General features: G+C 73.6%; 19 protein-coding genes and 1 rRNA gene. 18 read left to right on the forward strand and 2 right to left on the reverse strand.

From position 1 onward, the window contains the following. From rrf to ABZ215_RS37915, 9 genes are all read left to right on the forward strand, one after another. Positions 1-93 (forward strand): 5S ribosomal RNA (gene rrf / locus ABZ215_RS37875); the annotation flags it as partial. Between the two features lie 97 nt (positions 94-190). Continuing rightward, entirely contained in the window at positions 191-3109 is a 2919-nt protein-coding gene (locus ABZ215_RS37880; RefSeq protein WP_354955364.1) for a hypothetical protein, read from the forward strand. Next, positions 3102-4112 (forward strand): HAD-IIA family hydrolase, encoded by a 1011-nt coding sequence (locus ABZ215_RS37885; protein ID WP_354955366.1) that lies wholly within the window; start codon positions 3102-3104, stop codon positions 4110-4112. Before ABZ215_RS37880 ends, ABZ215_RS37885 begins: the two co-directional genes overlap by 8 nt. Positions 4113-4122: 10 nt before the next feature. Continuing rightward, entirely contained in the window at positions 4123-4332 is a 210-nt protein-coding gene (locus ABZ215_RS37890; protein WP_237338566.1) for a hypothetical protein, read from the forward strand. 4 nt (positions 4333-4336) lie between these two features. Then, positions 4337-5146 carry a TlyA family RNA methyltransferase gene (locus ABZ215_RS37895; RefSeq protein WP_354955368.1) on the forward strand — a complete coding sequence of 270 codons (810 nt, stop codon included), beginning with the start codon at positions 4337-4339 and terminating at the stop codon, positions 5144-5146. Continuing rightward, positions 5143-6054 (forward strand): NAD kinase, encoded by a 912-nt coding sequence (locus ABZ215_RS37900; protein ID WP_017982001.1) that lies wholly within the window; start codon positions 5143-5145, stop codon positions 6052-6054. Before ABZ215_RS37895 ends, ABZ215_RS37900 begins: the two co-directional genes overlap by 4 nt. 47 nt (positions 6055-6101) lie before the next feature. After that, positions 6102-7892, forward strand: coding sequence for a DNA repair protein RecN (recN, locus tag ABZ215_RS37905; protein WP_027930648.1), 1791 nt, complete (start codon positions 6102-6104; stop codon positions 7890-7892). A gap of 103 nt (positions 7893-7995) precedes the next feature. Further along, positions 7996-9180 carry a putative cytokinetic ring protein SteA gene (gene steA, locus ABZ215_RS37910; RefSeq protein ID WP_020420660.1) on the forward strand — a complete coding sequence of 395 codons (1185 nt, stop codon included), beginning with the start codon at positions 7996-7998 and terminating at the stop codon, positions 9178-9180. Beyond that, positions 9177-10124: a copper transporter gene (locus tag ABZ215_RS37915; protein ID WP_020420659.1), complete on the forward strand. Its 948-nt coding sequence runs from the start codon at positions 9177-9179 to the stop codon at positions 10122-10124. Before steA ends, ABZ215_RS37915 begins: the two co-directional genes overlap by 4 nt. Before the next feature lie 214 nt (positions 10125-10338). On the opposite strand, the gene ABZ215_RS37920 is transcribed toward ABZ215_RS37915, so the two are convergent. Continuing rightward, positions 10339-11178 carry a TIGR03621 family F420-dependent LLM class oxidoreductase gene (locus ABZ215_RS37920; RefSeq protein WP_354955370.1) on the reverse strand — a complete coding sequence of 280 codons (840 nt, stop codon included), beginning with the start codon at positions 11176-11178 and terminating at the stop codon, positions 10339-10341. Between the two features lie 157 nt (positions 11179-11335). Here ABZ215_RS37920 and ABZ215_RS37925 point away from each other — a divergent pair, with 157 nt between their 5' ends. After that, the gene (locus tag ABZ215_RS37925) at positions 11336-12160 is read left to right on the forward strand and encodes an LLM class flavin-dependent oxidoreductase (protein ID WP_354955372.1); all 825 of its coding nucleotides are present in this window, start codon (positions 11336-11338) and stop codon (positions 12158-12160) included. On the opposite strand, the gene aroA is transcribed toward ABZ215_RS37925, so the two are convergent. Then, positions 12153-13439: a 3-phosphoshikimate 1-carboxyvinyltransferase gene (gene aroA / locus ABZ215_RS37930; RefSeq protein ID WP_354955374.1), complete on the reverse strand. Its 1287-nt coding sequence runs from the start codon at positions 13437-13439 to the stop codon at positions 12153-12155. The genes ABZ215_RS37925 and aroA overlap by 8 nt on opposite strands. A gap of 97 nt (positions 13440-13536) precedes the next feature. On the opposite strand from aroA, the gene ABZ215_RS37935 reads away from it, so the two are divergent. The 8 genes from ABZ215_RS37935 (at position 13537) to ABZ215_RS37970 (ending at position 21066) form a co-directional block, all read left to right on the forward strand. Beyond that, positions 13537-15237: a CTP synthase gene (locus ABZ215_RS37935; RefSeq protein ID WP_237338560.1), complete on the forward strand. Its 1701-nt coding sequence runs from the start codon at positions 13537-13539 to the stop codon at positions 15235-15237. Beyond that, positions 15234-15860 carry an NUDIX hydrolase gene (locus ABZ215_RS37940; protein WP_020420655.1) on the forward strand — a complete coding sequence of 209 codons (627 nt, stop codon included), beginning with the start codon at positions 15234-15236 and terminating at the stop codon, positions 15858-15860. Before ABZ215_RS37935 ends, ABZ215_RS37940 begins: the two co-directional genes overlap by 4 nt. Positions 15861-15906: 46 nt before the next feature. After that, positions 15907-16809, forward strand: coding sequence for a site-specific tyrosine recombinase XerD (gene xerD / locus ABZ215_RS37945; protein ID WP_027936249.1), 903 nt, complete (start codon positions 15907-15909; stop codon positions 16807-16809). 86 nt (positions 16810-16895) lie between these two features. Beyond that, a complete protein-coding gene (locus tag ABZ215_RS37950; RefSeq protein WP_020420653.1) occupies positions 16896-17867 on the forward strand; it encodes a ParA family protein in 972 nt (323 codons plus the stop codon). Continuing rightward, complete coding sequence (locus tag ABZ215_RS37955) at positions 17864-18289, forward strand: hypothetical protein (protein ID WP_027936248.1); 426 nt, start codon at positions 17864-17866, stop codon at positions 18287-18289. Before ABZ215_RS37950 ends, ABZ215_RS37955 begins: the two co-directional genes overlap by 4 nt. Continuing rightward, positions 18286-19140, forward strand: a complete 855-nt coding sequence (locus ABZ215_RS37960; RefSeq protein WP_020420651.1) for a segregation/condensation protein A — start codon at positions 18286-18288, stop codon at positions 19138-19140. The genes ABZ215_RS37955 and ABZ215_RS37960 overlap by 4 nt, the downstream gene beginning before the upstream one ends. 434 nt (positions 19141-19574) lie before the next feature. After that, positions 19575-20333, forward strand: a complete 759-nt coding sequence (scpB, locus tag ABZ215_RS37965) for an SMC-Scp complex subunit ScpB (RefSeq protein WP_354955377.1) — start codon at positions 19575-19577, stop codon at positions 20331-20333. Continuing rightward, on the forward strand, positions 20323-21066 hold the full coding sequence (locus ABZ215_RS37970) for a pseudouridine synthase (protein ID WP_039791772.1): 744 nt from the start codon (positions 20323-20325) through the stop codon (positions 21064-21066). The genes scpB and ABZ215_RS37970 overlap by 11 nt, the downstream gene beginning before the upstream one ends. Positions 21067-21111 lie beyond the last annotated feature (45 nt).

The raw sequence follows: 21111 nt of genomic DNA on the forward strand, positions 1-21111 counted from the left end.
ACGCCCGGTCCCATTCCGAACCCGGAAGCTAAGCCTGCCAGCGCCGATGGTACTGCACCCCCGCGGGTGTGGGAGAGTAGGACACCGCCGAACACCCTTTCCCAAGGGCCCGTTAGGATAGCCGATTGGCTCGCCTGACGGGCCTTTGGTGCGTTTACTGATCTTCACAACCTAGAAAGAGGAGGCCCAGGTGGCGGACTTCGGGCGGCGCGACTTCGACGGCGCTGCATCCGATCGCCCCCGGCGCCGCGATACGGCTCCCGGCGCAGGACGATCGGGAGCGCAGCGAGGCACCCCGCGTGGCAAGGCGGGACAGGGTGGCCGGTCGGGCGGATATGGCCGGCAGGACGACAAGCGATCCGGCGGACGCGACTTCGGCGACCGCCGGGGCGGCGAGAGCAACCGCTCGAGCTGGAACCGCGACGACGACCGCCGCGGGAACAACCGCGGCGCCGACGACCGGCGCGGCAACCGCCCGGGCTGGAACCGAGACGAACCCCGCCGCGGCGGTTGGAACCGTGATGACAACCGCGGCGGCCGCCCGTCCGAGGGACGCGGCGGTTGGAACCGTGATGACAACCGCGGCGGCCGCTCCTCCGAGGGACGCGGTAGCTCGAACCGTGACGACAACCGCGGCGGCCGCTCCTTCGAGGGCCGTAGTGGCTGGAACCGTGATGACAAGCGCGGTGACCGCTCCTCCGAGGGACGCGGCGGCTGGAACCGCGACGACAACCGCGGAGGTCGCCCGTCCGAGGGACGCGGCGGCTGGAACCGCGACGACAAGCGTGGCGATCGTTCGTCCGACAACCGGCGTGGTGAGCGCTCCTCCGAGGGGCGCGGCGGCTGGAACCGGGACGACAAGCGCGGTGAGCGTGCGTTCGACAACCGTGGGGGCCGTTCGTCCGAGGGGCGTGGCGGCTGGAACCGCGATGACAACCGCGGTGGGCGTTCGTCCGAGAGCCGCGGTGGCTGGAATCGCGACGACAGTCGCGGCGGGCGGGATGACCGGCGTGGTGGCCGGCCGTCCGAGGGCCGCGGCGGTGAGCGCCGGGACTTCCACCGCGGTGAGCGTTCGTTCGACAACCGCGGGGGCCGTTCGTCCGAGGGACGTGGCGGCTGGAACCGCGACGACAACCGTGGCGGGCGCTCGTTCGACAACCGTGGCGGGCGTGACGATCAGCGCGGTGGCCGCTCCTTCGACCGTGGTGGCCGGCCCGCCGAGGGCCGCGGCGAGCGTCGTGACTTCAACCGCGGTGAGCGGTCCTTCGACAACCGTGGCGGGCGGTCCTTCGAGGGGCGCCGCGACGAGCAGCGCGGTGGTCGCTCCTTCGACGAGCGTCGTGGGGAGCGGCCGGGCTGGAAGCGCGACGACGACCGGCGTGGCGGCGGCTACGGCAAGCGGGACGACGACCGTTCCGGCCCGCGCCGTGACGACACCCGGTCGGGCGGGCGCCGCTTCGAAGACCGCGACTCCAGCCGGACGCGCGGCAAGTTCGACCGGGGCGACCGGCCTGCCCGCAAGCCCGGCGACGACCGCGCCAGTGGCCGCTTCGAGCGCGACGACCGCTCCGGTGGCCGTTTCGAGCGCGACGACCGCTCCGGTGGTCGCTTCGAGCGCGACGACCGTGCCGGTGGTCGCTTCGAGCGTGGCGACCGTGCCGGTGGTCGCTTCGAGCGTGGCGACCGTGCCGGCCGGCAGTTCGACCGGGGCGACCGGCCGGGCTGGAAGCGGGACGAACGGTCCGAGGCTGCCGCGGAGACAGCGGAGGAGCGGCTGGACGAGGCTCCGGCCCGGAACTCCGCGGACGACGTCGTGACCAGCGGTTCCACGCCCGACACGATCAGCGAAGGCGAGATCGCCGACCAGGCGGACGCGACCGGCACCGCTCCGGCGGACGCGACCCGCGCCGACCTCGTGGACACGACCGGCGCCGACCTCGTGGACGCTACCGGCGCCGCCGGTGACGACAGCACCTTCGAGGACCGCGCTGCCGAGGACCGCGCTGAGGGCACCCTGGGCGGAAGCGCCGACACGGACGGGCCCGACGAGGGTGCTGGCATCGCCGATGAGGACGCGGCAGGCAGGCCCGGAGAGGGCGCCGAGGGCGCCGGCACCGGCGGCGACGGCACCGCGGGCAAGCCCGGCAAGCGCGTCGGCTCCGCCGACGACAGCGCCGAGGGCAGGCCCGGAGACCTCGCCGACGAAGACCTCGCCGACGAAGACCTCCCGGACGACGCCACCGCCGACGAGGACCTCGCTGACGGCTTCGACGAGGACGAGGCCATCGAGCAGGTCGCCTCGCCGGTCGCGGGGGAAGACGACGTCGAGATCGCCGACGCCGAGTTCCGTGACGCGCGCCGTGCGGAGCGGCGGTCCGACGATCGCCGCGGGAAGCGGGGTGGCCGGGACCTCGACGACGCGGCCCTCGCGCGGGAACTGCTCGAAGCTCCGGAACTGCCGGAGGACATCGAGTACAGCGACCTCGACCCGGACGTCCGGCGCGAGCTGCGCTCCCTGCCGAAGTCGCTCGCCGAGACCGTCGGCAAGCACCTCGTCGCGGCGGGCAACCTCATCGACACCGACCCGGAGGCCGCCCTGGCGCACGCCAAGTACGCCAAGACCCGCGCCTCCCGGATCCCCATCGTCCGCGAGGCGCTCGGACTGGTGTCCTACCACGCCGGCCGCTGGCAGGAAGCCCTCGCCGAGCTGCGGGCCGTCCGCCGGATGACCCACACCGACCAGCACATCGCCGTCATCGCCGACGCCGAGCGCGCCCTCGGCCGCCCCGAGCGCGCCCTCGACCTCGCCAAGGAGATGCAGGGCCGCAAGCTGCCGCGCGACGTCGAGATCGAGCTGAAGATCGTCGCCGCCGGGGCGCGGCGCGACCTCGGCCAGGTGGACGCCGCCGTGGTCTCCCTGCAGGGCGACGACCTCGACCCGCGCAAGCGCGACCCGTGGAGCGCCCGGCTGTTCTATGCCTACGCGGACAACCTCGTCGCGGCCGACCGCACCGAGGAAGCCCTCCGCTGGTTCCTGCACGCCGCCGAGGCCGATGCGGAGGACGAGACCGACGCCGCCGAGCGCGCCGCGGAGCTCGCGAATGGCTGACGCCCTCCAGGCCGCCTACGACGCGTTCCTGTTCGACCTCGACGGAACCGTCTACCACGGCCCCCGGCCAATCCCGGGGGCCGCGGCGGCCATCCGGCAGCTGCGCGACCAGGGCGCCGCGGTGCGCTTCGTCACCAACAACGCCTCCAAGGCGCCCGGGGACGTCGCGGACCACCTCCGCGCGCTCGACGTCGACGCCACCCCGGACGAGGTCAGCACCAGCGCCCAGGCCGCGGCCCGGCTGCTCGGTGAACGGCTGCCCGCCGGGGCGGTCGTCCTCGTCGTCGGCACCGACGCGCTCGCCGGCGAGATCGCCGCCGTGGGCCTGAAACCCGTGCGCGAGGCCGGGGACGACGTCGCCGCCGTCGTGCAGGGCCACAACCCCGCCACCGGCTGGGCCGACCTCGCCGAAGCGTGCGTCGCCATCCGCGGCGGCGCCCTGTGGGTCGCCTGCAACGTCGACACCACCCTGCCCACCGAACGCGGCCTGCTGCCCGGCAACGGCTCGATGGTCGCCGCCCTGCGCACGGCCACCGGCGCCACCCCCGAGGTCGCCGGCAAACCCGAGGCCCCGCTGTTCCACACCGCCGCGAAGTCGGCGAACGCGAGCCGCCCGCTGGCGATCGGGGACCGGCTGGACACCGACATCGCGGGTGCCGTCACCGCGGGCATGGACTCGCTGTGCGTGCTCACCGGCGTCGCCACCCCGGCCACCCTCGTCACCGCGGTCCCCGCCGAACGGCCGACCTACCTGGGTGCCGACCTCGGCGCCCTGACCGAACCCGCGGACGAACTGCGCGTCGCCCCGCAGGCAGGCTGGGATGTCCGCCGCGACGGCGACACGCTCGTCGTGACCGGCGACGGCGATCCGCTGGCCCTGCTGCGCACCCTCTGCGCCGTCGCCTGGGACACCGGCGTCACCGCCCTCCGGGCCGGGGACGACCGAGCCGGAAAAATCCTCGCGGAGCTGGGGCTGCCGTCCGGCGGCCGCCCGATCCGTTAGCGTGGTGACCGTGCAGCACCAACCGACTCCGCAACCGCCGCGACCGGTCCCAGGGCCGCCGCCGGCCGCCGCGCCGCAGCAGGACCCGCGCGCCGGCATCGAGGAGGCCATGGCCGCGCTCGACGACCTGGACCGGATCCCGCTCGCCGAGCACGTCGAGCGCTTCGACGCCGTGCACGCCGAGCTCACCACCGCCCTGTCCAGCATCGACAAGGTGTGAGGCGATGCCCCGCAGGGCCCGCCTCGACGCCGAACTGGTGCGCCGCGGCCTCGCCCGCTCCCGCGAGCACGCCAGCACGCTGATCAGCGAGGGCAAGGTGACCGTCAACGGCATGGTCGCCAGCAAACCCGCCACCGGCGTCGAGACCGGCGCGCCGATCGTCGTTAAAGCCACCGACGACCCGGGCTGGGCGTCCCGCGGCGCCCACAAACTGCTCGGCGCGCTCGAGGCCTTCGAGCCGGCCGGGCTGTCCGTCGGCGGCAAACGCTGCCTGGACGCGGGCGCCTCGACCGGCGGGTTCACCGACGTCCTGCTCCGCCGCGGCGCCGCCCAGGTGGTGGCCGCCGACGTCGGCCGCGGCCTGCTCGACTGGCGGCTGCAGACCGACGAGCGCGTCGTCGTGCTGGACAAGACCAACGTCCGCAACCTCACCCCCGAGCAGTGCGGCGGCCCCGTCGACCTGGTCGTCGGCGACCTGTCGTTCATCTCGCTGCGCCTGGTCCTGCCCGCGCTCGCCCGCTGCGCGACCGCCGACGCCGACCTCGTCCCGATGGTCAAACCGCAGTTCGAGGTCGGCAAGGAACGCCTCGGCAGCGGCGGCGTGGTGCGGGACCCGGAACTGCGCGCCCGCGCCGTCCTGGACGTCCTGGACGCCGCCGCCGGGCTGGGCCTGCACCCGCACGGCGTGGTCGCGAGCCCGCTGCCGGGACCGTCCGGCAACGTCGAGTACTTCGCCTGGCTGCGCCGCGACCCGGCGCCGGACCAGGACGTCGAGCAACTGGTCCGTGACGCGGTCGGGAAGGGGCCCCAGTGAGCGAGCGCCGCGAGGTCCTGCTGGTCATGCACCCCGACCGCGAGACGACCAAGGACGCCGCGCGCGAGGTCGCCACCCGGTTCGACGAGGCCGGCATCGGGCTGCGCGTCATCGACGACGAGGTCAAGGAACTGATCGAGCACGACTCCCTCGACGAGCTGTGCACCCTCGTCGCGCCCGGCGACGACCCGGCCCGCGGCGCCGAACTGGTGCTCGTGCTCGGCGGCGACGGCACGCTGCTGCGCGCCGCCGAGCTGGCCCGCCCCGCCGGGGTGCCGGTGCTGGGCGTCAACCTCGGCCGCGTCGGCTTCCTCACCGAGGCCGATTCGGACGCGCTCACCGAGACCGTCGGGCGGGTCGTCTCGCGCGAGTACACCGTCGAGGAGCGCATGACGATCGACGTCACGGTGTCGGTCGAGGGCCGGGTCGTGGCCCGCACCTGGGCGCTCAACGAGGCCAGCGTCGAGAAGAGCACCCGCGAGCGGATCCTGGACGCGCTCATCGAGGTCGACGGCAGGCCGGTGTCCGCCTTCGGCTGCGACGGTGTGCTGTGCGCCACTCCGACCGGCTCCACCGCCTACGCGTTCTCCGCCGGCGGCCCGGTCATCTGGCCCGACGTCGAGGCGCTGCTCGTCGTTCCCAGCAACGCGCACGCGATGTTCTCCCGCCCGCTGGTCGTCTCGCGCGACTCGGTGATCACCGTCGGCGTCGACCCGTACGGCTCGCCCGCGGTCCTGACCTGCGACGGGCTGCGGCACATCGCCCTGCCACGCGGCGCCAGGGTCGAGGTCGTGGCCGGTGAGGTCCCGGTCCGGCTGGCCCGCCTGCACCCCGGCCCGTTCACCGACCGGCTGGTCCACAAGTTCTCCCTGCCCGTCAAGAGCTGGCGGGAACGGCACGCGCGCTGAGGCGAGGCGGCCGCGGATTGTCGGAGCGGACCGCTACGGTGGTCTGCGTGCTGGCCGAGATGCGCATCCAGGGCCTCGGAGTGATCGAGGACGCCCTGCTCGAACTGCACCCGGGATTCACTGTGGTCACCGGCGAGACCGGCGCGGGCAAGACCATGGTCGTCACCGGGCTGCACCTGCTGTCCGGGGGACGCGCCGAGGCGTCGAAGGTCCGCAACGGCTCCGGCCGGGCGAGCGTCGAGGGACGCTTTGAAGGCGTGTTCGCCGGCCACGTCGCCCGGATCGTCGCCGACGCGGGCGGCGAGACCGACGAGGACGGCAGCCTCATCGCGCTGCGCTCGGTGGGCGCCGACGGGCGGTCCCGTGCCCACCTCGGCGGCCGCTCGGTGCCGGTGAGCGTGCTGTCCGACCTGGCCGACCGGCTGCTGGCGGTGCACGGCCAGAACGATCAGCTGCGGCTGCTGCGGCCGTCCGAACAACGCGAGGTGCTCGACCGGTTCGCCGGGGACGACGTCGCCGAGCCACTGCGCCAGTACCGGGAGGTGCGCGACGAGTGGCTCGCCGTGGTCGCGGAGCTGACGGAGCGCACCAGCCGCTCTCGTGAGATGGCGCAGCAGGCGGACCTGCTCAAGCACGGTCTGGACGAGATCGCCGCGGTCGACCCGAAGCCGGGGGAGGACGCGGAGCTGGCCGAGCAGGTCAAGCGGCTCACCGCGACCGAGGAGCTGCGGGCGGCGGCGAGCGGCGCGCAGGCCGCGGTGTCCGGCGCGGCCGACGGCGACCCGGACCAGCCGGGCGCGCTCGGCCTGATCGGCGAGGCCCGGCGGCGGCTGGCTGGCGCGGACGACTCGGCCCTGCGGGACCTGGAGCCGCGGCTGGCCGAGGCCGAGATGCTGCTCAACGACGTCGGCGCCGAGCTGGGCGGCTACCTCGACGGGCTGGACGCCGATCCGGGCCTGCTCGAGCAGATCCTCGCCAGGCAGGCCGAGCTGAAGACCCTGACCCGCAAGTACGCGCCCGACATCGACGGCGTGCTGGCCTGGGCCGAGGACGCGAACTCGCGCCTGGCGTCGATGGACACCTCGGAGGAGGCGCTGGCGGCGCTGGCCGCGCGGCGGGACGAGCTGGCCGCGCAGCTGGCCGTGCACGCCGCCGCGGTGTCGGCGGCCCGCACCGTCGCCGCCGCCGAGCTGGCCGGCGCGGTCACCGAGGAGCTGTCCGGCCTGGCGATGGGCCAGGCCCAGATCGAGGTGACGGTGAAGCGCCGCGCCACGGACGCGTCCGACCCGCAGGCGCTGCGGGTGGACGGCGAGCTGGTGCACGCCGGCGGCTCCGGTGTGGACGACGTCGAGCTGATGCTCAAGGCGCACCCGGCCGCGCCGGCGATGCCGGTGCACAAGGCCGCCTCCGGTGGTGAGCTGTCCCGCGTGATGCTCGCGATCGAGGTCGTGCTGGCCGACGCCGACACCGTGCAGACGCTGGTGTTCGACGAGGTCGACGCCGGGGTCGGCGGCCGCGCGGCCATCGAGATCGGGCGGCGCCTCGCCCGGCTCGCGCGCACCCACCAGGTGCTCGTGGTGACGCACCTGCCGCAGGTGGCCGCGTTCGCCGACCGGCACCTGGTGGTCGACAAGGGCACGGCGGAGGGCGTCACGCGCAGCGACGTGAAGACGCTGCGCAAGTCCGAGCGGGTGGTCGAGCTGGCGCGGATGCTCGCCGGGATGGAGAGCACCGAGACCGGGCGGGCGCACGCGGAAGAACTGCTCGCGGTGGCCGACGCGGACAAGGAAGCGGCGGCGAAACCGCGCCGGAAGACCGGCAAGCGCACCAAGCGCTGACCGTCCACACGCGCCGGACCGCCGGAGGATCACGGCGAGAAACCGGATTGTGCACGGCGTGTTGCGAGCGGACATCCGGCTTTCGTTTGCCACCATCGGACGCATGAAGCTTCCCGGTCTGCTCAACCGCAACACCGAGGCCCTCCCCGGCATCGTCGGCGTCGCCCGGGTGGACCGGCGCACGCGCGATCTGCTCCGCCGCGTCGGCCCCGGCGACATCGTGGTGCTGGACCAGATCGACCTGGACCGCGCCACCGCCGACGCGCTCGTCGAGGCCGAGGTCGCCGGCGTGGTCAACGCCTCGCCGTCGATCTCCGGCCGGTTCCCCAACCTGGGCCCGGAGATCCTGGTGAACGCCGGCATCCCGCTGCTGGACAACGTCGGCGGCGAGGTGCTGCGCCGCATCAAGGACGGCAGCCGCATCCGGCTGCACGAGGGCGGCGTCTACGTCGGCGACCGGCACGTCGCCAGCGGCAGCGAGCAGACGCCGGACAGCGTCGCCGACCAGATGATCGAGGCCAAGGCCGGGATGTCCACCCAGCTGGAGGCCTTCTCCGCGAACACCATCGAGTTCCTGCGCCGCGAGCGCACGCTCATCCTCGACGGGGTGGGCGTGCCCGAGGTGCGGGTGCCGCTGCGCGACCGGCACGTGCTGGTCGTCGCGCCGGGCAAGGGGCACGCCGAGGACCTCAAGGCGCTCAAGAAGTACATCGCCGAGCACCGGCCGGTGCTGATCGGCGTGGACGGCGGCGCGGACACGCTGCGCGCGCAGAAGTACCAGCCGGACATCATCGTCGGCGACCCGTTCGGCATCGACGCCGAGACGCTCAAGTGCGGCGCCGAGGTGGTCGTCCCGGCCCAGCCGGACGGGCACGCGCCGGGCGTGGCGCGCATCCAGGACCTGGGCATCGGCGCGGTCACCTTCCCCGCGTCCGGCAACCCGGAGGACCTGGCGCTGCTGCTGGCCGACGCGCACGAGGCCGGGCTGGTCGTCACCGTCGGGTTCCAGGCGACGCTGCGGGAGTTCCTCGACCACGGCCGGTCCGGGTCGAACCCGTCGACGTTCCTGACCCGGCTCAAGCTCGGCACCCGCCTGGTCGACGGCAAGGCGGTCGCCGCTCTGCACCGCAGCCGCGTCTCGCTGGGCGCGGTGGTGCTGCTCGTCGTCGCCGCGCTCGTCGCGGTCGCGGTCGCGCTGCTCATGTCCGACGTCGGCGGGGCGTACCTGGACTGGGCGCGCTCCACCTGGGATTCCTTCGCAAGCTGGGTCAAGGGGCTCTTCACGTGATTTCTCTGCGGTACCACATCGTCTCGATCGCGGCGGTGTTCCTGGCGCTCGCCGTCGGCGTCGTGCTCGGGTCGACGGCGCTGAACGGGGCGCTGCTGTCCGGGCTGTCCGACGAGAAGGGCAAGCTCGCGTCGCAGGTGTCCGACCTGGAGGCCCAGCGCAACGCGCTCAACGCGCGACTGTCCGACGCGGACGCCTTCGCCGGCTCGCTCGGCCCGAAGGTCGTCGCGGGCGCGCTGGACCGCCGCTCGGTCGTGCTCGTCACGACGCAGGAGGCGAACCCGGCCGACCGCGACGCGCTGCGGCAGCTCATCGAGGCCTCCGGCGCGCGGGTGTCGGGGGAGCTGCAGCTGACCGACTCGTTCACCGACCCCGCGAAGGCGGACCAGCTGCGCCAGGTCGTGACCCGGCTGCAGCCGGCCGGTTCGACGTTCCCGACGGCGGGCGACCCGGGCACGCTCGCCGGGGCGCTGGTGGGTTCGGTGCTGCTGCTCAACAAGGACACCGCACAGCCGCAGTCCACAACGGACGAATTGGCCGCGGCGATCGCGGGCCTGCAGGACGGCGGGTTCGCCAACGCCAGCCCGGGCATCGGGCCGGGCCAGCTGGCGCTGGTGCTGACCGGCGGCCAGGCGACGGGCGACGGGGCCGGCGACAAGGCCGCGACGCTGGCCCGGTTCGCCGCGCAGCTGGACCGCTCCGGCGCGGGCACGGTGCTCGCCGGCGACCCGGCGTCGGCCGAAGGCACCGGCGCGATCGGCTTCGTGCGGGCCGACACCTCGGCGACGTCCATTCTGTCCACTGTGGACAACGCGAACACGGCTGCCGGGCGGATCAGCGCCGTGCTGGCGCTCAAGGAACAGCTGGACGGCGGGACCGGGCGGTACGGCATCGCGGGCAACGCGCAGTCGCCCGCGCCCGGGGTCGCGCAGCCGGGTAGCTGACCACCGCCGCCGCCCGCCGGGGACGACCCGGCGGGCAGCTGAGTTCCGCTGCCTCGCCGGGGCTGCGGGTGGCGGCTCGCCGCCGCGGGCAACGCTCGATCGCCGCTGCCCGCCGGGCTCCACCCCGGCGGGCAGCGTATAACGACCTATACCGCGCCGCTCTGAGTCATCAGATCTTGGGCGATCAGATCTTGGGCGATCAGGTCCGGGGCGATCAGGTCCCGGCGAGGCGCTCGACCACCGGGATCGCCGCTTCCAGCGCGTGGGCGTTGATCGTGACGTAGGACAGCCCGAACTCGTCCCGGCGGCGGCGCAGCGTGTCCACCACCGTGGCCGTGTCGCCGGTCAGCACCGCCGGGTTCGTGTTGTCCCTCGCCGCCGCCGGGTCGATGCCGAACTGCCGCATCCACTCCGGAAGCGGGCCGTCGCCGATGGCGAACACGTTCACGCTCAGCTCCAGCTCGTCGAAGCGGGCGCCGGCCGCCTCCCGGAGCACCGGCAGGCGCTCGCGCAGCTCCTCCTCACTGCTGGTGTGCACCGCGACGATGTCGGCCTCCTGGGCGGCCAGCCGCAGCAACCGGGTCCCGCTGCCCGCCACCATGATCGGCGGCGCGGGCTGCTGCACCGGCGTGAACGTGCCGTCGGCGAACAGCTTCCGCACCGCCTGGATCGCCTCGCCCACCTGCCGCACCCGTTCGCCGGCGCTGCCGAACGGCACGCCCAGCAGCTCCGCCGTGCCGCCGGCGTCCCCGCGGCCCGCGCCCAGGCCCAGCTCGAACCGGCCCTCGGACAGCTGGTCGAGTGTCGCGGTCTCCCAGGCGATGCGGCCGGGGGAGTGCATCGGTGCGGCGAGCACGAACGTCCCGATCCGCAGCCGGGAACTCGACGCGGCAACCGCGGCCAGCGCCGGGACCGACGCCTGCACCCCGGCCGCGTCGGGCACCAGCAGCGTGTCGAAGCCGAGGTCCTCGGCGCGGCGGGCCAGTCCCGCCCAGTGGCTCGCGGGACCCGGCTGCCCGGTGACCAGCCCGAACCGGAAACGGCGATCGGTCATGAAAACCAGTCCTTCCCCAGATGATCTTGCTCTAAGATCGAAAGTACTCCACGGGACCGTGCCTGCCACCGAAGTACAGCCGCAGAGGCAGCACCGCGAAAAGAGTCCGGAGCGGGCGGCACTGTCAGTTCGCCATGCCCGTTTTCTGGAGGAATTCATGCATTTCGGTCTCGGCCTGCCCATCGGCAGCCCCGAACAGCTCACCGACTGGGCGCGTCTGGCCGACGACGGCCCGTTCCGCACGCTCGGCCTGCTCGACCGGATCGTCTACGACAACCCCGAGCCGCTGGTCACCCTCGCCCTGCTCGCCGGCGCCACCACGCGCGTCCGCCTGCAGACCGAGGTCCTGCTGGCCCCGCTGCGCGAACCCGCCCTGCTCGCCAAGCAGGCCGCCACGCTGGACCGGCTCTCCGGCGGCCGCTTCACCCTCGGCCTCGGTGTCGGCGGACGCGCCGACGACCACCAGGCCACCGGCACCGACCCGCGTCAGCGCGGCCGGATCCTCGACGAGCAGATGACCCGCATGCGGCGGATCTGGTCCGGCGCCGAAGGGATCGGGCCCGCCCCGGCCACGCCCGGCGGTCCCGAAGTCCTGTTCGGCGCCTTCGCCGAGCCCGCCCTGGAGCGGATCGCCCGGCACGGCGACGGGTTCCTGTGCGCCGCGCCGCCGAAGTGGGCGGGCGACCTGTTCGCCAAGGTCGAGCGGTTCTGGGCCGACGCGGGCCGCGACGGCCGCCCGCGCATGGTCGCCCAGGTCAACGTCGCGCTGGAGTCCGATGTGGACGAGGCACGCGCGGCCATCGCCGCCTACTACGCCTTCAGCGATTACGGCAGGAACATGGTCGAGGGCATGCTCACCACGCCGGAGCAGGTCCGCGAAGCGGCCAAGCACTTCGCGGACCTCGGCGCCGACGAGCTGATGCTCTACTGCTGGGGCACCGACCCGGGCCAGGTCGGCAGGCTGGCCGACGTGGTCAGCTGAGCATCTCCGCCCAGGCGGTGGTGAACCCGGGGAAGGTCTTGCCGACCGTCGCCGGGTCCTCGACCTCCACACCGGGGACCCGAAGGCCGAGCACCGCGCCGGCCATCACCAGCCGGTGGTCCTCGTAGGTGCGGAACACGCCGCCGTGCATCGGGGCCGGGGTGATCGCCAGACCGTCCGCGGTCTCGGTCACCCCGGCGCCCAGCGCGGACAGCTCGGTCGCCAGCGCCGCCAGCCGGTCGGTCTCGTGCCCGCGCAGGTGCGCGACGCCGGAGATGACCGACGGCCCGTCGGCGAAGCACAGCAGCGCGGCGATCACCGGGGTCAGCTCACCCACCTCGTGCAGGTCGAGCCGCGTGCCCGGGATTTCGCCCGTTCCGGTGACGGTCAGCCCCTCCGGAGTCAGCTCCACACGCTGGCCCAGCTCGGTCATCAGGCTGCGCAGCCAGTCACCCGGCTGGGTGGAGTACTCCGGCCAGCCGGGGATGCGCACGGTGCCGCCCGCGGCCGCCGCGGCCACCACGAACGGCGCCGCGGTGGACAGGTCCGGCTCGACCGTGAAGTCCGGGCAGGACAGCCGCGCCGGGCCGACGTGGAACTCCTGCCCGTCCCGCTCCGGGGACGCGCCGAACCGGCGCAGCATGTCCAGCGTCATCGCGATGTGCGGCTCGCTCGGCGGTGTGCCGCCGGTCAGCCGCACCGTCACCCCGGCCTCGAACGCGGGACCGGCGAGCAGCAGGGCCGACAGGAACTGGCTGGACGCGCTGGAGTCCAGGTCGACCTTCCCGCCGGGCAGGCCGCCGTGCCCGCGGACGGTGAACGGCGGCGCGCCCCGGCCCTCGTCGTCGATGTCCGCGCCCGCCTCGCGCAGCGCGGCCAGCAGCGGCGCGATCGGGCGGCGGCGGATGGCCTCGTCCCCGTCGAACGTCACCGGCGCCGACCCCAGCCCGGCCAGCGCGGGCGTGAACCGCGCGACCGTGCCCGCGTTGCCCAGCACGACGTTCGCCGGTTCCGTCGAGCCGTGCGCCAGCGGGCGGACCAGCACGTCGTCGCCGCGCCGCTCCCAGCCGCCGCCCAGCGACTCCAACGCGCCCAGCATGAGCCGGGCGTCCCGGGAGTCCAGCGGGGCGCGGACCAGGGTCGGCTCGGCGGCCAGCGCGGCCAGCACGAACGCCCGGTTGGTGATCGACTTGGAGCCGGGGACGCGCACCGTCGCGTCGAGCGGGCCGGGCGCGACCGGCGCGGTCCAGGTGGGCTGGGAAGCGGGGGGCTGGGTCACGGTGCCTCTTTCACGCGCGAACGTCTGACGTGACCCATCGAACTACGTGGGCGCGGCGAGCGAGCGCCCGGGGGCCGGTGCGATAAGGTGGAAGCCCGTGGGACTTCAGCCGCGGACAGCCAAGTACGTTTTCGTCACGGGGGGCGTCGCCTCCTCCCTGGGCAAGGGCCTGACGGCCTCCAGCCTGGGCCAGCTCCTCACCTCTCGCGGCCTGCGGGTCACGATGCAGAAGCTGGATCCCTACCTCAACGTGGATCCAGGCACCATGAACCCGTTCCAGCACGGCGAGGTGTTCGTCACCGAGGACGGCGCCGAGACCGACCTGGACATCGGCCACTACGAGCGCTTCCTCGACCGGGACCTCTCCGGCTCGGCGAACGTCACGACCGGCCAGGTCTACTCCGAGGTCATCGCCAAGGAGCGCCGGGGTGAGTACCTCGGCGACACCGTGCAGGTCATCCCGCACATCACCGACGAGATCAAGCGCCGGATCATGGCGGTCGCGGAGTCGGACGGCACGGGGCAGCAGCCCGACGTGGTGATCACCGAGGTCGGCGGCACGGTCGGCGACATCGAGTCGCTGCCGTTCCTGGAGGCCTGCCGCCAGGTGCGGCACGAGATCGGCCGGGACAACTGCTTCTTCCTGCACGTGTCGCTGGTGCCCTACCTCGCGCCGTCGGGCGAGCTCAAGACCAAGCCGACGCAGCACTCGGTCGCGGCGCTGCGCAACATCGGCATCCAGCCCGACGCGCTGGTGTGCCGGGCCGACCGCGACCTGCCCGAGGACCTCAAGCGCAAGATTGGGCTGATGTGCGACGTGGACACCGAGGCGGTCATCGCCTGCCCGGACGCGCGCTCGATCTACGACATCCCGAAGGTGCTGCACCGCGAGGCGCTGGACGCCTACGTGGTGCGCCGCCTCGGCCTGCCCTTCCGCGACGTCGACTGGACGGTGTGGGGCGACCTGCTCGACCGGGTGCACAACCCGTCCGAGACGGTCCGCGTGGCGCTGGTCGGCAAGTACATCGATCTGCCCGACGCCTACCTGTCGGTCACCGAGGCGCTGCGCGCGGGCGGGTTCGCCCACCGCGCCAAGGTCGAGATCGTGTGGGTCGCCTCCGACCGCGCGACCACCCCGGCCGGCGCGGCCGCCGCGCTGGGCGACGTCGACGGCGTCCTGGTGCCCGGCGGATTCGGCGTGCGCGGCATCGAGGGCAAGATCGGCGCGATCCACTACGCCCGCACCCGCGGCATCCCGGTGCTCGGGCTGTGCCTCGGCCTGCAGTGCATGGTCATCGAGGCGGCCCGCAACCTGGCCGGCATCGAGGGCGCGAACTCGGCCGAGTTCGACGAGGGCACCGAGCACCCGGTGATCTCCACGATGGCCGACCAGAAGGACGTCGTCGCGGGCGAGCGCGACATGGGCGGCACGATGCGGCTGGGCGCCTACCCGGCCAAGCTCAAGCCCGGCTCGCAGGTCGCGAAGGCCTACGGCAGCACCGACGTGTCCGAGCGGCACCGGCACCGCTACGAGGTCAACAACGCCTACCGCAAGCGGCTCTCCGACGCCGGGCTGGTCTTCTCCGGCACCTCGCCCGACGACCGCCTGGTCGAGTTCGTCGAGCTGCCCGCCGACGTGCACCCGTTCTTCGTCGGCACCCAGGCGCACCCGGAGCTCAAGAGCCGCCCGACCCGGCCGCACCCGCTGTTCGACGCGTTCATCGACGCCGTCGTCCGGTACCGCACCGCGGACCGGCTGCCGGTCGAGCTGCCCGAGCCCACCGTGAGCGCGCATTGACCGCCCCCGGCGAGCACGACTTCCGGGTGGTGTCCAGCAAGGACGTCCACATCGGACGCGTGGTCGGGCTGCGGATCGACGAGGTCGCGATGCCCGGGGGCGGCACCGCCAGGCGCGAGGTGGTGGAGCACCTCGGCGCGGTCGCGATCGCCGCGGTCGACGCAGACGGCGCGGTCACCCTGGTCCACCAGTACCGGCACCCGCTGGGGCGGCGGATCTGGGAGCTGCCCGCCGGGCTGCTCGACCACGCCGGGGAGGACCCGGTGGAGGCCGCGCGGCGCGAGCTGGCCGAGGAGGCCGGGCTCGCCGCCGCGCGGTGGGAGACGCTGGTCGACGTGGCCGCCTCGCCCGGGTTCACCGACGAGGTCGTGCGGGTGTTCCTGGCGCGCGACCTGACCCCGGTCGACCGGGAGGTCCTCGGCGACGAGGAGGCCGACCTGGTGGTGCACCGGGTGCCGCTGGCCGAGGCGGTGCGGATGGCGCTGTCCGGGGAGATCGTCAACGGCGCGACCGTCGGCGGCGTGCTCGCCGCGCACGCGGTCGTCCACGACGGCGCGCCGTCGCGGCCGTCGGACGCGCCGTGGCGGGACCGGCCGACGCGGTTCGCCGATCGCATTTCCTGACGTCACGCTCTAGGGTGTCGGCGTGCATGTTCTGCCGGCCGCCGAGGTGGTCACGGCCTATCTCGATCATCTCGCCGTGGAGCGCGGGACGGCACGCAACACCCTGGACAGCTACGCCCGCGACCTGCGCCGGTACCTGCGGTACCTGGAGCAGGCCGGGGTGCGGGACTTCCGGCGCGTCACCGAATCCGACGTGACCGGGTTCGGCGCGGCGCTGCGCGAGGGCGACGAGGTGCACCCGCCGCTGGCGGCGTCCTCGGCGGCGCGGGCGCTGGTCGCGGTGCGCGGGCTGCACCGCTTCGCGCACCTCGACGGGCTGACCGAGGACGACCCGGCCCGCGAGGTGCGGCCCCCGGCGCCGGCCAAGCGGCTGCCCAAGGCGCTGCCGGTGGACGACGTGCTGCGGCTGCTGGCGATGCCGCCCGCCGAGGGGGAGCGGCCGCTGCGCGACCGGGCGCTGCTGGAGCTGCTGTACTCCACCGGGGCCCGGATCTCCGAGGCCGTCGGGCTCGACCTCGACGACGTCGACCGCGAGGAGCGCACCGTGCTGCTCGACGGCAAGGGCGGCAAGCAGCGGCTGGTGCCGATCGGCCGTCCCGCGGTCGAGGCGCTGGAGGCCTACCTGGTGCGCGCCCGACCGGTGCTGGCGCTGCGCGGCCGCGGCACCGCGGCGCTGTTCCTCAACGCCAGGGGGACCCGGCTGTCCCGGCAGAGCGCTTGGCAGGTCCTCAAGACCAACGCCGAACGCGCCGGGATCTCCACCGGCGTGTCGCCGCACACGCTGCGTCACAGTTTCGCGACCCACCTGCTGGAGGGCGGAGCGGACGTCCGGGTGGTCCAAGAGCTGCTAGGCCACGCTTCGGTGACCACGACGCAGGTGTACACCCTGGTCACGATGAACACTCTGCGTGAGGTATATGCTACGGCCCATCCTCGGGCGCTGGGTTGACCTGATCGCCTCCGGCGAGTTGCTTTGGCGACAAACGGCTCGCCGAATAGGCTGCGGCCAACCCGTCGAACGAGGAGTTTCGCGCCATGTCGACACCGCAGCCCTCGACCAGATCGGTCTCGGCCGCATCGGCCGCCGCGAACCTCGACAACCTGACCATCGCGACAGAGGGGGAGCCCGACACCGTGGACTCTGTCGTGGCCGTGGGCGCCGAAGCGAACGGCAAGCCCAAGCTCGGCCCGACCGGCAGACCGTTGCGTGAGATTCCCGAACCGCCCCTGCTGGACAAGCACGGCCCGGCCACGGTGCTGGCCATGTGCAACCAGAAGGGCGGGGTCGGCAAGACCACGTCCACGATCAACCTGGGCGCCGCGCTCGCCGAGTACGGCCGCCGGGTGCTGCTGGTGGACTTCGACCCGCAGGGCGCGCTGTCGGTGGGCCTCGGCGTGCAGCCGCACGAGCTGGACCAGACGGTCTACAACGCGATCATGGAGCGGTCGGTGACCGCCCAGGACATCCTGCGGCACACCAGTGTCGAGGGCATGGACCTGCTGCCGAGCAACATCGACCTGTCCGCCGCCGAGGTGCAGCTGGTCGCCGAGGTGGGGCGCGAGCACACGTTGCTCCGGGTCGTGCAACCCCTCATCTCGGAGTACGACTATGTTCTGGTCGACTGCCAGCCATCGCTCGGGTTGCTCACGGTGAACGCGCTCACGGCCGCCGACGGCGTGATCATCCCGCTGGAGTGCGAGTTCTTCAGCTTGCGTGGCGTGGCTTTGTTGATCGACACGATCGAGAAGGTACGCGAACGCTTGAACCCCAAACTGGATATCACCGGCATCCTGGCCACCATGTTCGACCCGCGGACCCTCCACTCACGGGAGGTCATGGCGCGGGTCGTGGAGGCCTTCGGCGACACCGTGTTCGACACGGTGATCAACCGCACCGTGCGGTTCCCGGAGACCACCGTGGCCGGTGAGCCCATCACCCGCTGGGCCCCCAAGTCCGCCGGCGCGCAGGCGTATCGCGCGCTGGCGCGCGAGGTGATCGCTCGGTGAGCAGGCGAGCCTCCCTCCCCGGGGCTTCGGAACTCTTCCGCCTGACCAGCAGCCCGGCCCTCGACGTGCCCGCGCCGCCCACGCCCGCCCCGCAGCGCCCGGAAGCGCAGCGGCCGGGCAACGGGCAGAACTCCGGGCACCGCGAGCAGCTGGAGCGCAGCGCCGCCGGACGGCGCGGCAGCGGACGTCAGAAGCACGATTCGAAGATCACCGTCTACGTCTCCGGCGACGAACTGGTCGCGATGGAGCAGGCGCGGCTGAGCCTGCGGGCCGAGCACGGCCTGGCCATCGACCGCGGCCGTCTCGTGCGGGAGGCCGTGGCGGTGCTGCTGGCGGACTTCGACGAGCACGGCGCCGACTCGGTGCTGGTGCGCCGCCTCCGTGAGGGCGGCCTCGACTCCGAGGAAGCCGCCGGGACGTGAGCGAGAACGGGGCTCCGGTCGACGGGGCCCAGCCCGTCGAGGATTCCGCGGCGCCGAAGTTCAAGGTCCGCCTGGACAACTTCGAGGGGCCGTTCGACCTGCTGCTGCAGCTGATCTCGCAGCACCAGCTCGACGTCACCGAGGTCGCGCTGCACCAGGTCACCGACGACTTCATCGCCTACACCAGGGCGCTGGGGCCGGAGTGGGACCTGGACGAGGTGACGGAGTTCCTGGTCATCGCGGCGACCCTGCTCGACCTGAAGGCCGCGCGGCTGCTGCCCGCGGCCGAGGTCGAGGACGAGGACGACCTGGCGCTGCTGGAGGCGCGGGACCTGCTGTTCGCCCGTGTCCTGCAGTACCGGGCGTACAAGCAGGTCGCGGCGCTGTTCGCGGAGCTGGAGGCCGGGGCGCTGCGGCGGTACCCGCGGTCGGTGTCGCTGGAGGAGCGCTACCTCGGGCTGCTGCCCGAGGTGACGCTCGGGGTGGACGCGGACAAGCTGGCGGAGATCGCGCTGGCCGTGTTCCGGCCCAAGCCGCCGCCCACGGTGTCGCTGGACCACATCCACGCGCACCGGGTGTCGGTGCGGGAGCACGCGGCGCTGCTGCGGCTGAAGCTGGCGGAGCGGGGCCAGGCGACGTTCACCGAGCTGGTCGAGGACTGCGAGCACACGGTCGAGGTGGTGGCCCGGTTCCTGGCGCTGCTGGAGCTCTACCGGGAGTCCAGCGTGCAGTTCGAGCAGGACGAGCCGCTGACGATGCTGCGGGTGCGGTGGACCGGCGGGTCGGTCTCGGAGGCCGAGGCCGCCGCCGAGGCGGACCGGGCCCGCGTCGAGGAAGAGGAGTACGGGTGAGTCCCGAACAGGAACCGTCCCGGCCCGAGGGCGAGGTGGCCGGGCCCGAGGTGGAGCGGGCCGGGGTGGAGCGGGCGGGGATGCCCTCGGCGCCCGGCGCCGAGCCGGGTGACGTGGCTGCGTCGGATGCGGAGCCGGCGCGCGAGGCCGAGATGCCCGCTGCTGAGCAGGAGTCCGCCGACGGCGGATCGCCTCCGGAGGAGGCGCCGCCCGCGCTCGATGCGGATGTCGCGTCCGCGGCGGGGGCCGAGGAGCCCACGGCGCCCGCCGAGAGCGAAGTGCCTCAGGAGGCGCCGCCCGCGCCTGATGCGGACGCCGCGCCTCCTACGGAGGCCGCCGCCGCGCCGTCCGCGGAGACCACGGAGCCTCCCTCGGCGGAAGCCGAGCCGTCTCCCGCCGAGGCCGAGGCCGAGCCCGAGGAGCCTGAGGCAGAGGTGGAGCAGGCGCTGCCTGCGCCCGATGCCGAGGCAGCGGAGCCGCCCGCGGCGGCCACCGCGGGCGGTGAGCTGCAGGCGGAGGCCGACGCCGCGGCGGCGCAGCCCGAGCAGGCGTCCGGCGAAGCCACCCTGCCCCCGGAGGACGCGCCCCTGCCGGACTACCCCGAGGAGCCCGACGAGGACCTCGTCGCGGTGGGGGATGGCCTGCCGGACCTCACGGAGCACTCCGCGCTGGCCGCGGCGCTCGAAGCGCTCCTGCTGGTCGTCGACTCGCCGGTCAGCGAGGAGGCGCTCGCGAGCGCGCTCGGCCAGCCCGAGCCGCGCGTGACGCAGACCCTGCAGGTCATGTCGGCCGAGCTCACCGAGCGCGGCAGCGGCATCGACCTGCGGCGCGTCGGCGAGGGCTGGCGCCTGTTCACCCGCGACACCTACGCGCCGTACGTCGAGAAGCTCCTGCTGGACGGGCAGCGGTCCAAACTCACCCGGGCCGCGCTGGAGACCCTCGCCGTCATCGCCTACCGGCAGCCCGTCACGCGTTCCCGCGTCGCGGCCGTCCGCGGCGTCAACGTCGACGGTGTGATCCGCACCCTGCTCGCCCGTGGTCTCATCGAGGAGAACGGCGCCGACCCCGAGACGGGTGGCACTCTGTACGTGACGACCGAATTGTTCCTCGAGCGGCTGGGCCTGTCGTCGCTGACCGACCTGCCGCCGATCGCCCCCCTGTTGCCGGAAGTGGACTCCATCGATGACATCTGAGCCCGAAGCCGAGGGCGTGCGCCTGCAGAAGGTGCTCGCCAAGGCGGGCGTGGCCTCGCGCCGCGCCGCCGAAGACCTGATCGTGCAGGGCCGCGTGAGCGTCGACGGCAAGGTGGTCCGCGAGCTCGGCAGGCGTGTCGACCCGGACAGCGCCGTGATCCACGTCGACGGCACCCGGGTCATCCTCCGCGAGGACCTGATCCACCTGGCGCTGAACAAGCCCCGCGGCGTGCACACCACGATGTACGACGACCAGGGCCGCCCGTGCGTCGGCGACTACGTGCGGGACCGCAGCGAGCGGCTGTTCCACGTCGGCCGCCTCGACGCCGAGACCGAGGGCCTGCTGCTGCTCACCAACGACGGCGACCTCGCGCACCGGCTGATGCACCCCTCCTACCACGTGCCCAAGACGTACCTGGCCGAGGTCGACGGCAAGGTGCCGCGCGGTCTCGGCAAGGAGCTCAAGGACGGCATCGTGCTGGAGGACGGCCCGGTGCGCGTCGACGCGTTCCGGGTCAAGGACAGCATGGGCGGGCGCACCCTGCTGGAGATCGTGCTGCACGAGGGCCGCAAGCACATCGTGCGGCGCCTGCTGGCCGAGGTCGGGTTCCCGGTGCGCAAGCTGGTGCGCACCGCGATCGGCGACGTGCAGCTGGGCAACGGCAAGCCGGGCACGATCCGCAAGCTCAACCGCGAAGAGGTCGGCGGCCTCTACCGGCGCGTCGGCCTGTAACGGCGCCCGCCGATCGACGGCGGGCGCCGCCCCGACCCACTACCG

The organism is Amycolatopsis sp. NPDC006131 (assembly GCF_040614175.1).
Classification (GTDB): Bacteria; Actinomycetota; Actinomycetes; order Mycobacteriales; family Pseudonocardiaceae; genus Amycolatopsis_E; species Amycolatopsis_E tucumanensis.

Excerpts from the sequence above, each read along its gene's own strand:
- ABZ215_RS37885 (WP_354955366.1), top strand. The coding sequence starts at position 3,102 with ATGGCTGACGCCCTCCAGGCCGCCTACGACGCGTTCCTGTTCGACCTC.
- ABZ215_RS37895 (WP_354955368.1), top strand. The coding sequence starts at position 4,337 with ATGCCCCGCAGGGCCCGCCTCGACGCCGAACTGGTGCGCCGCGGCCTC.
- steA (WP_020420660.1), top strand. The coding sequence starts at position 7,996 with ATGAAGCTTCCCGGTCTGCTCAACCGCAACACCGAGGCCCTCCCCGGC.
- ABZ215_RS37920 (WP_354955370.1), bottom strand. The coding sequence starts at position 11,178 with ATGACCGATCGCCGTTTCCGGTTCGGGCTGGTCACCGGGCAGCCGGGT.
- ABZ215_RS37925 (WP_354955372.1), top strand. The coding sequence starts at position 11,336 with ATGCATTTCGGTCTCGGCCTGCCCATCGGCAGCCCCGAACAGCTCACC.
- ABZ215_RS37950 (WP_020420653.1), top strand. The coding sequence starts at position 16,896 with ATGTCGACACCGCAGCCCTCGACCAGATCGGTCTCGGCCGCATCGGCC.
- ABZ215_RS37970 (WP_039791772.1), top strand. The coding sequence starts at position 20,323 with ATGACATCTGAGCCCGAAGCCGAGGGCGTGCGCCTGCAGAAGGTGCTC.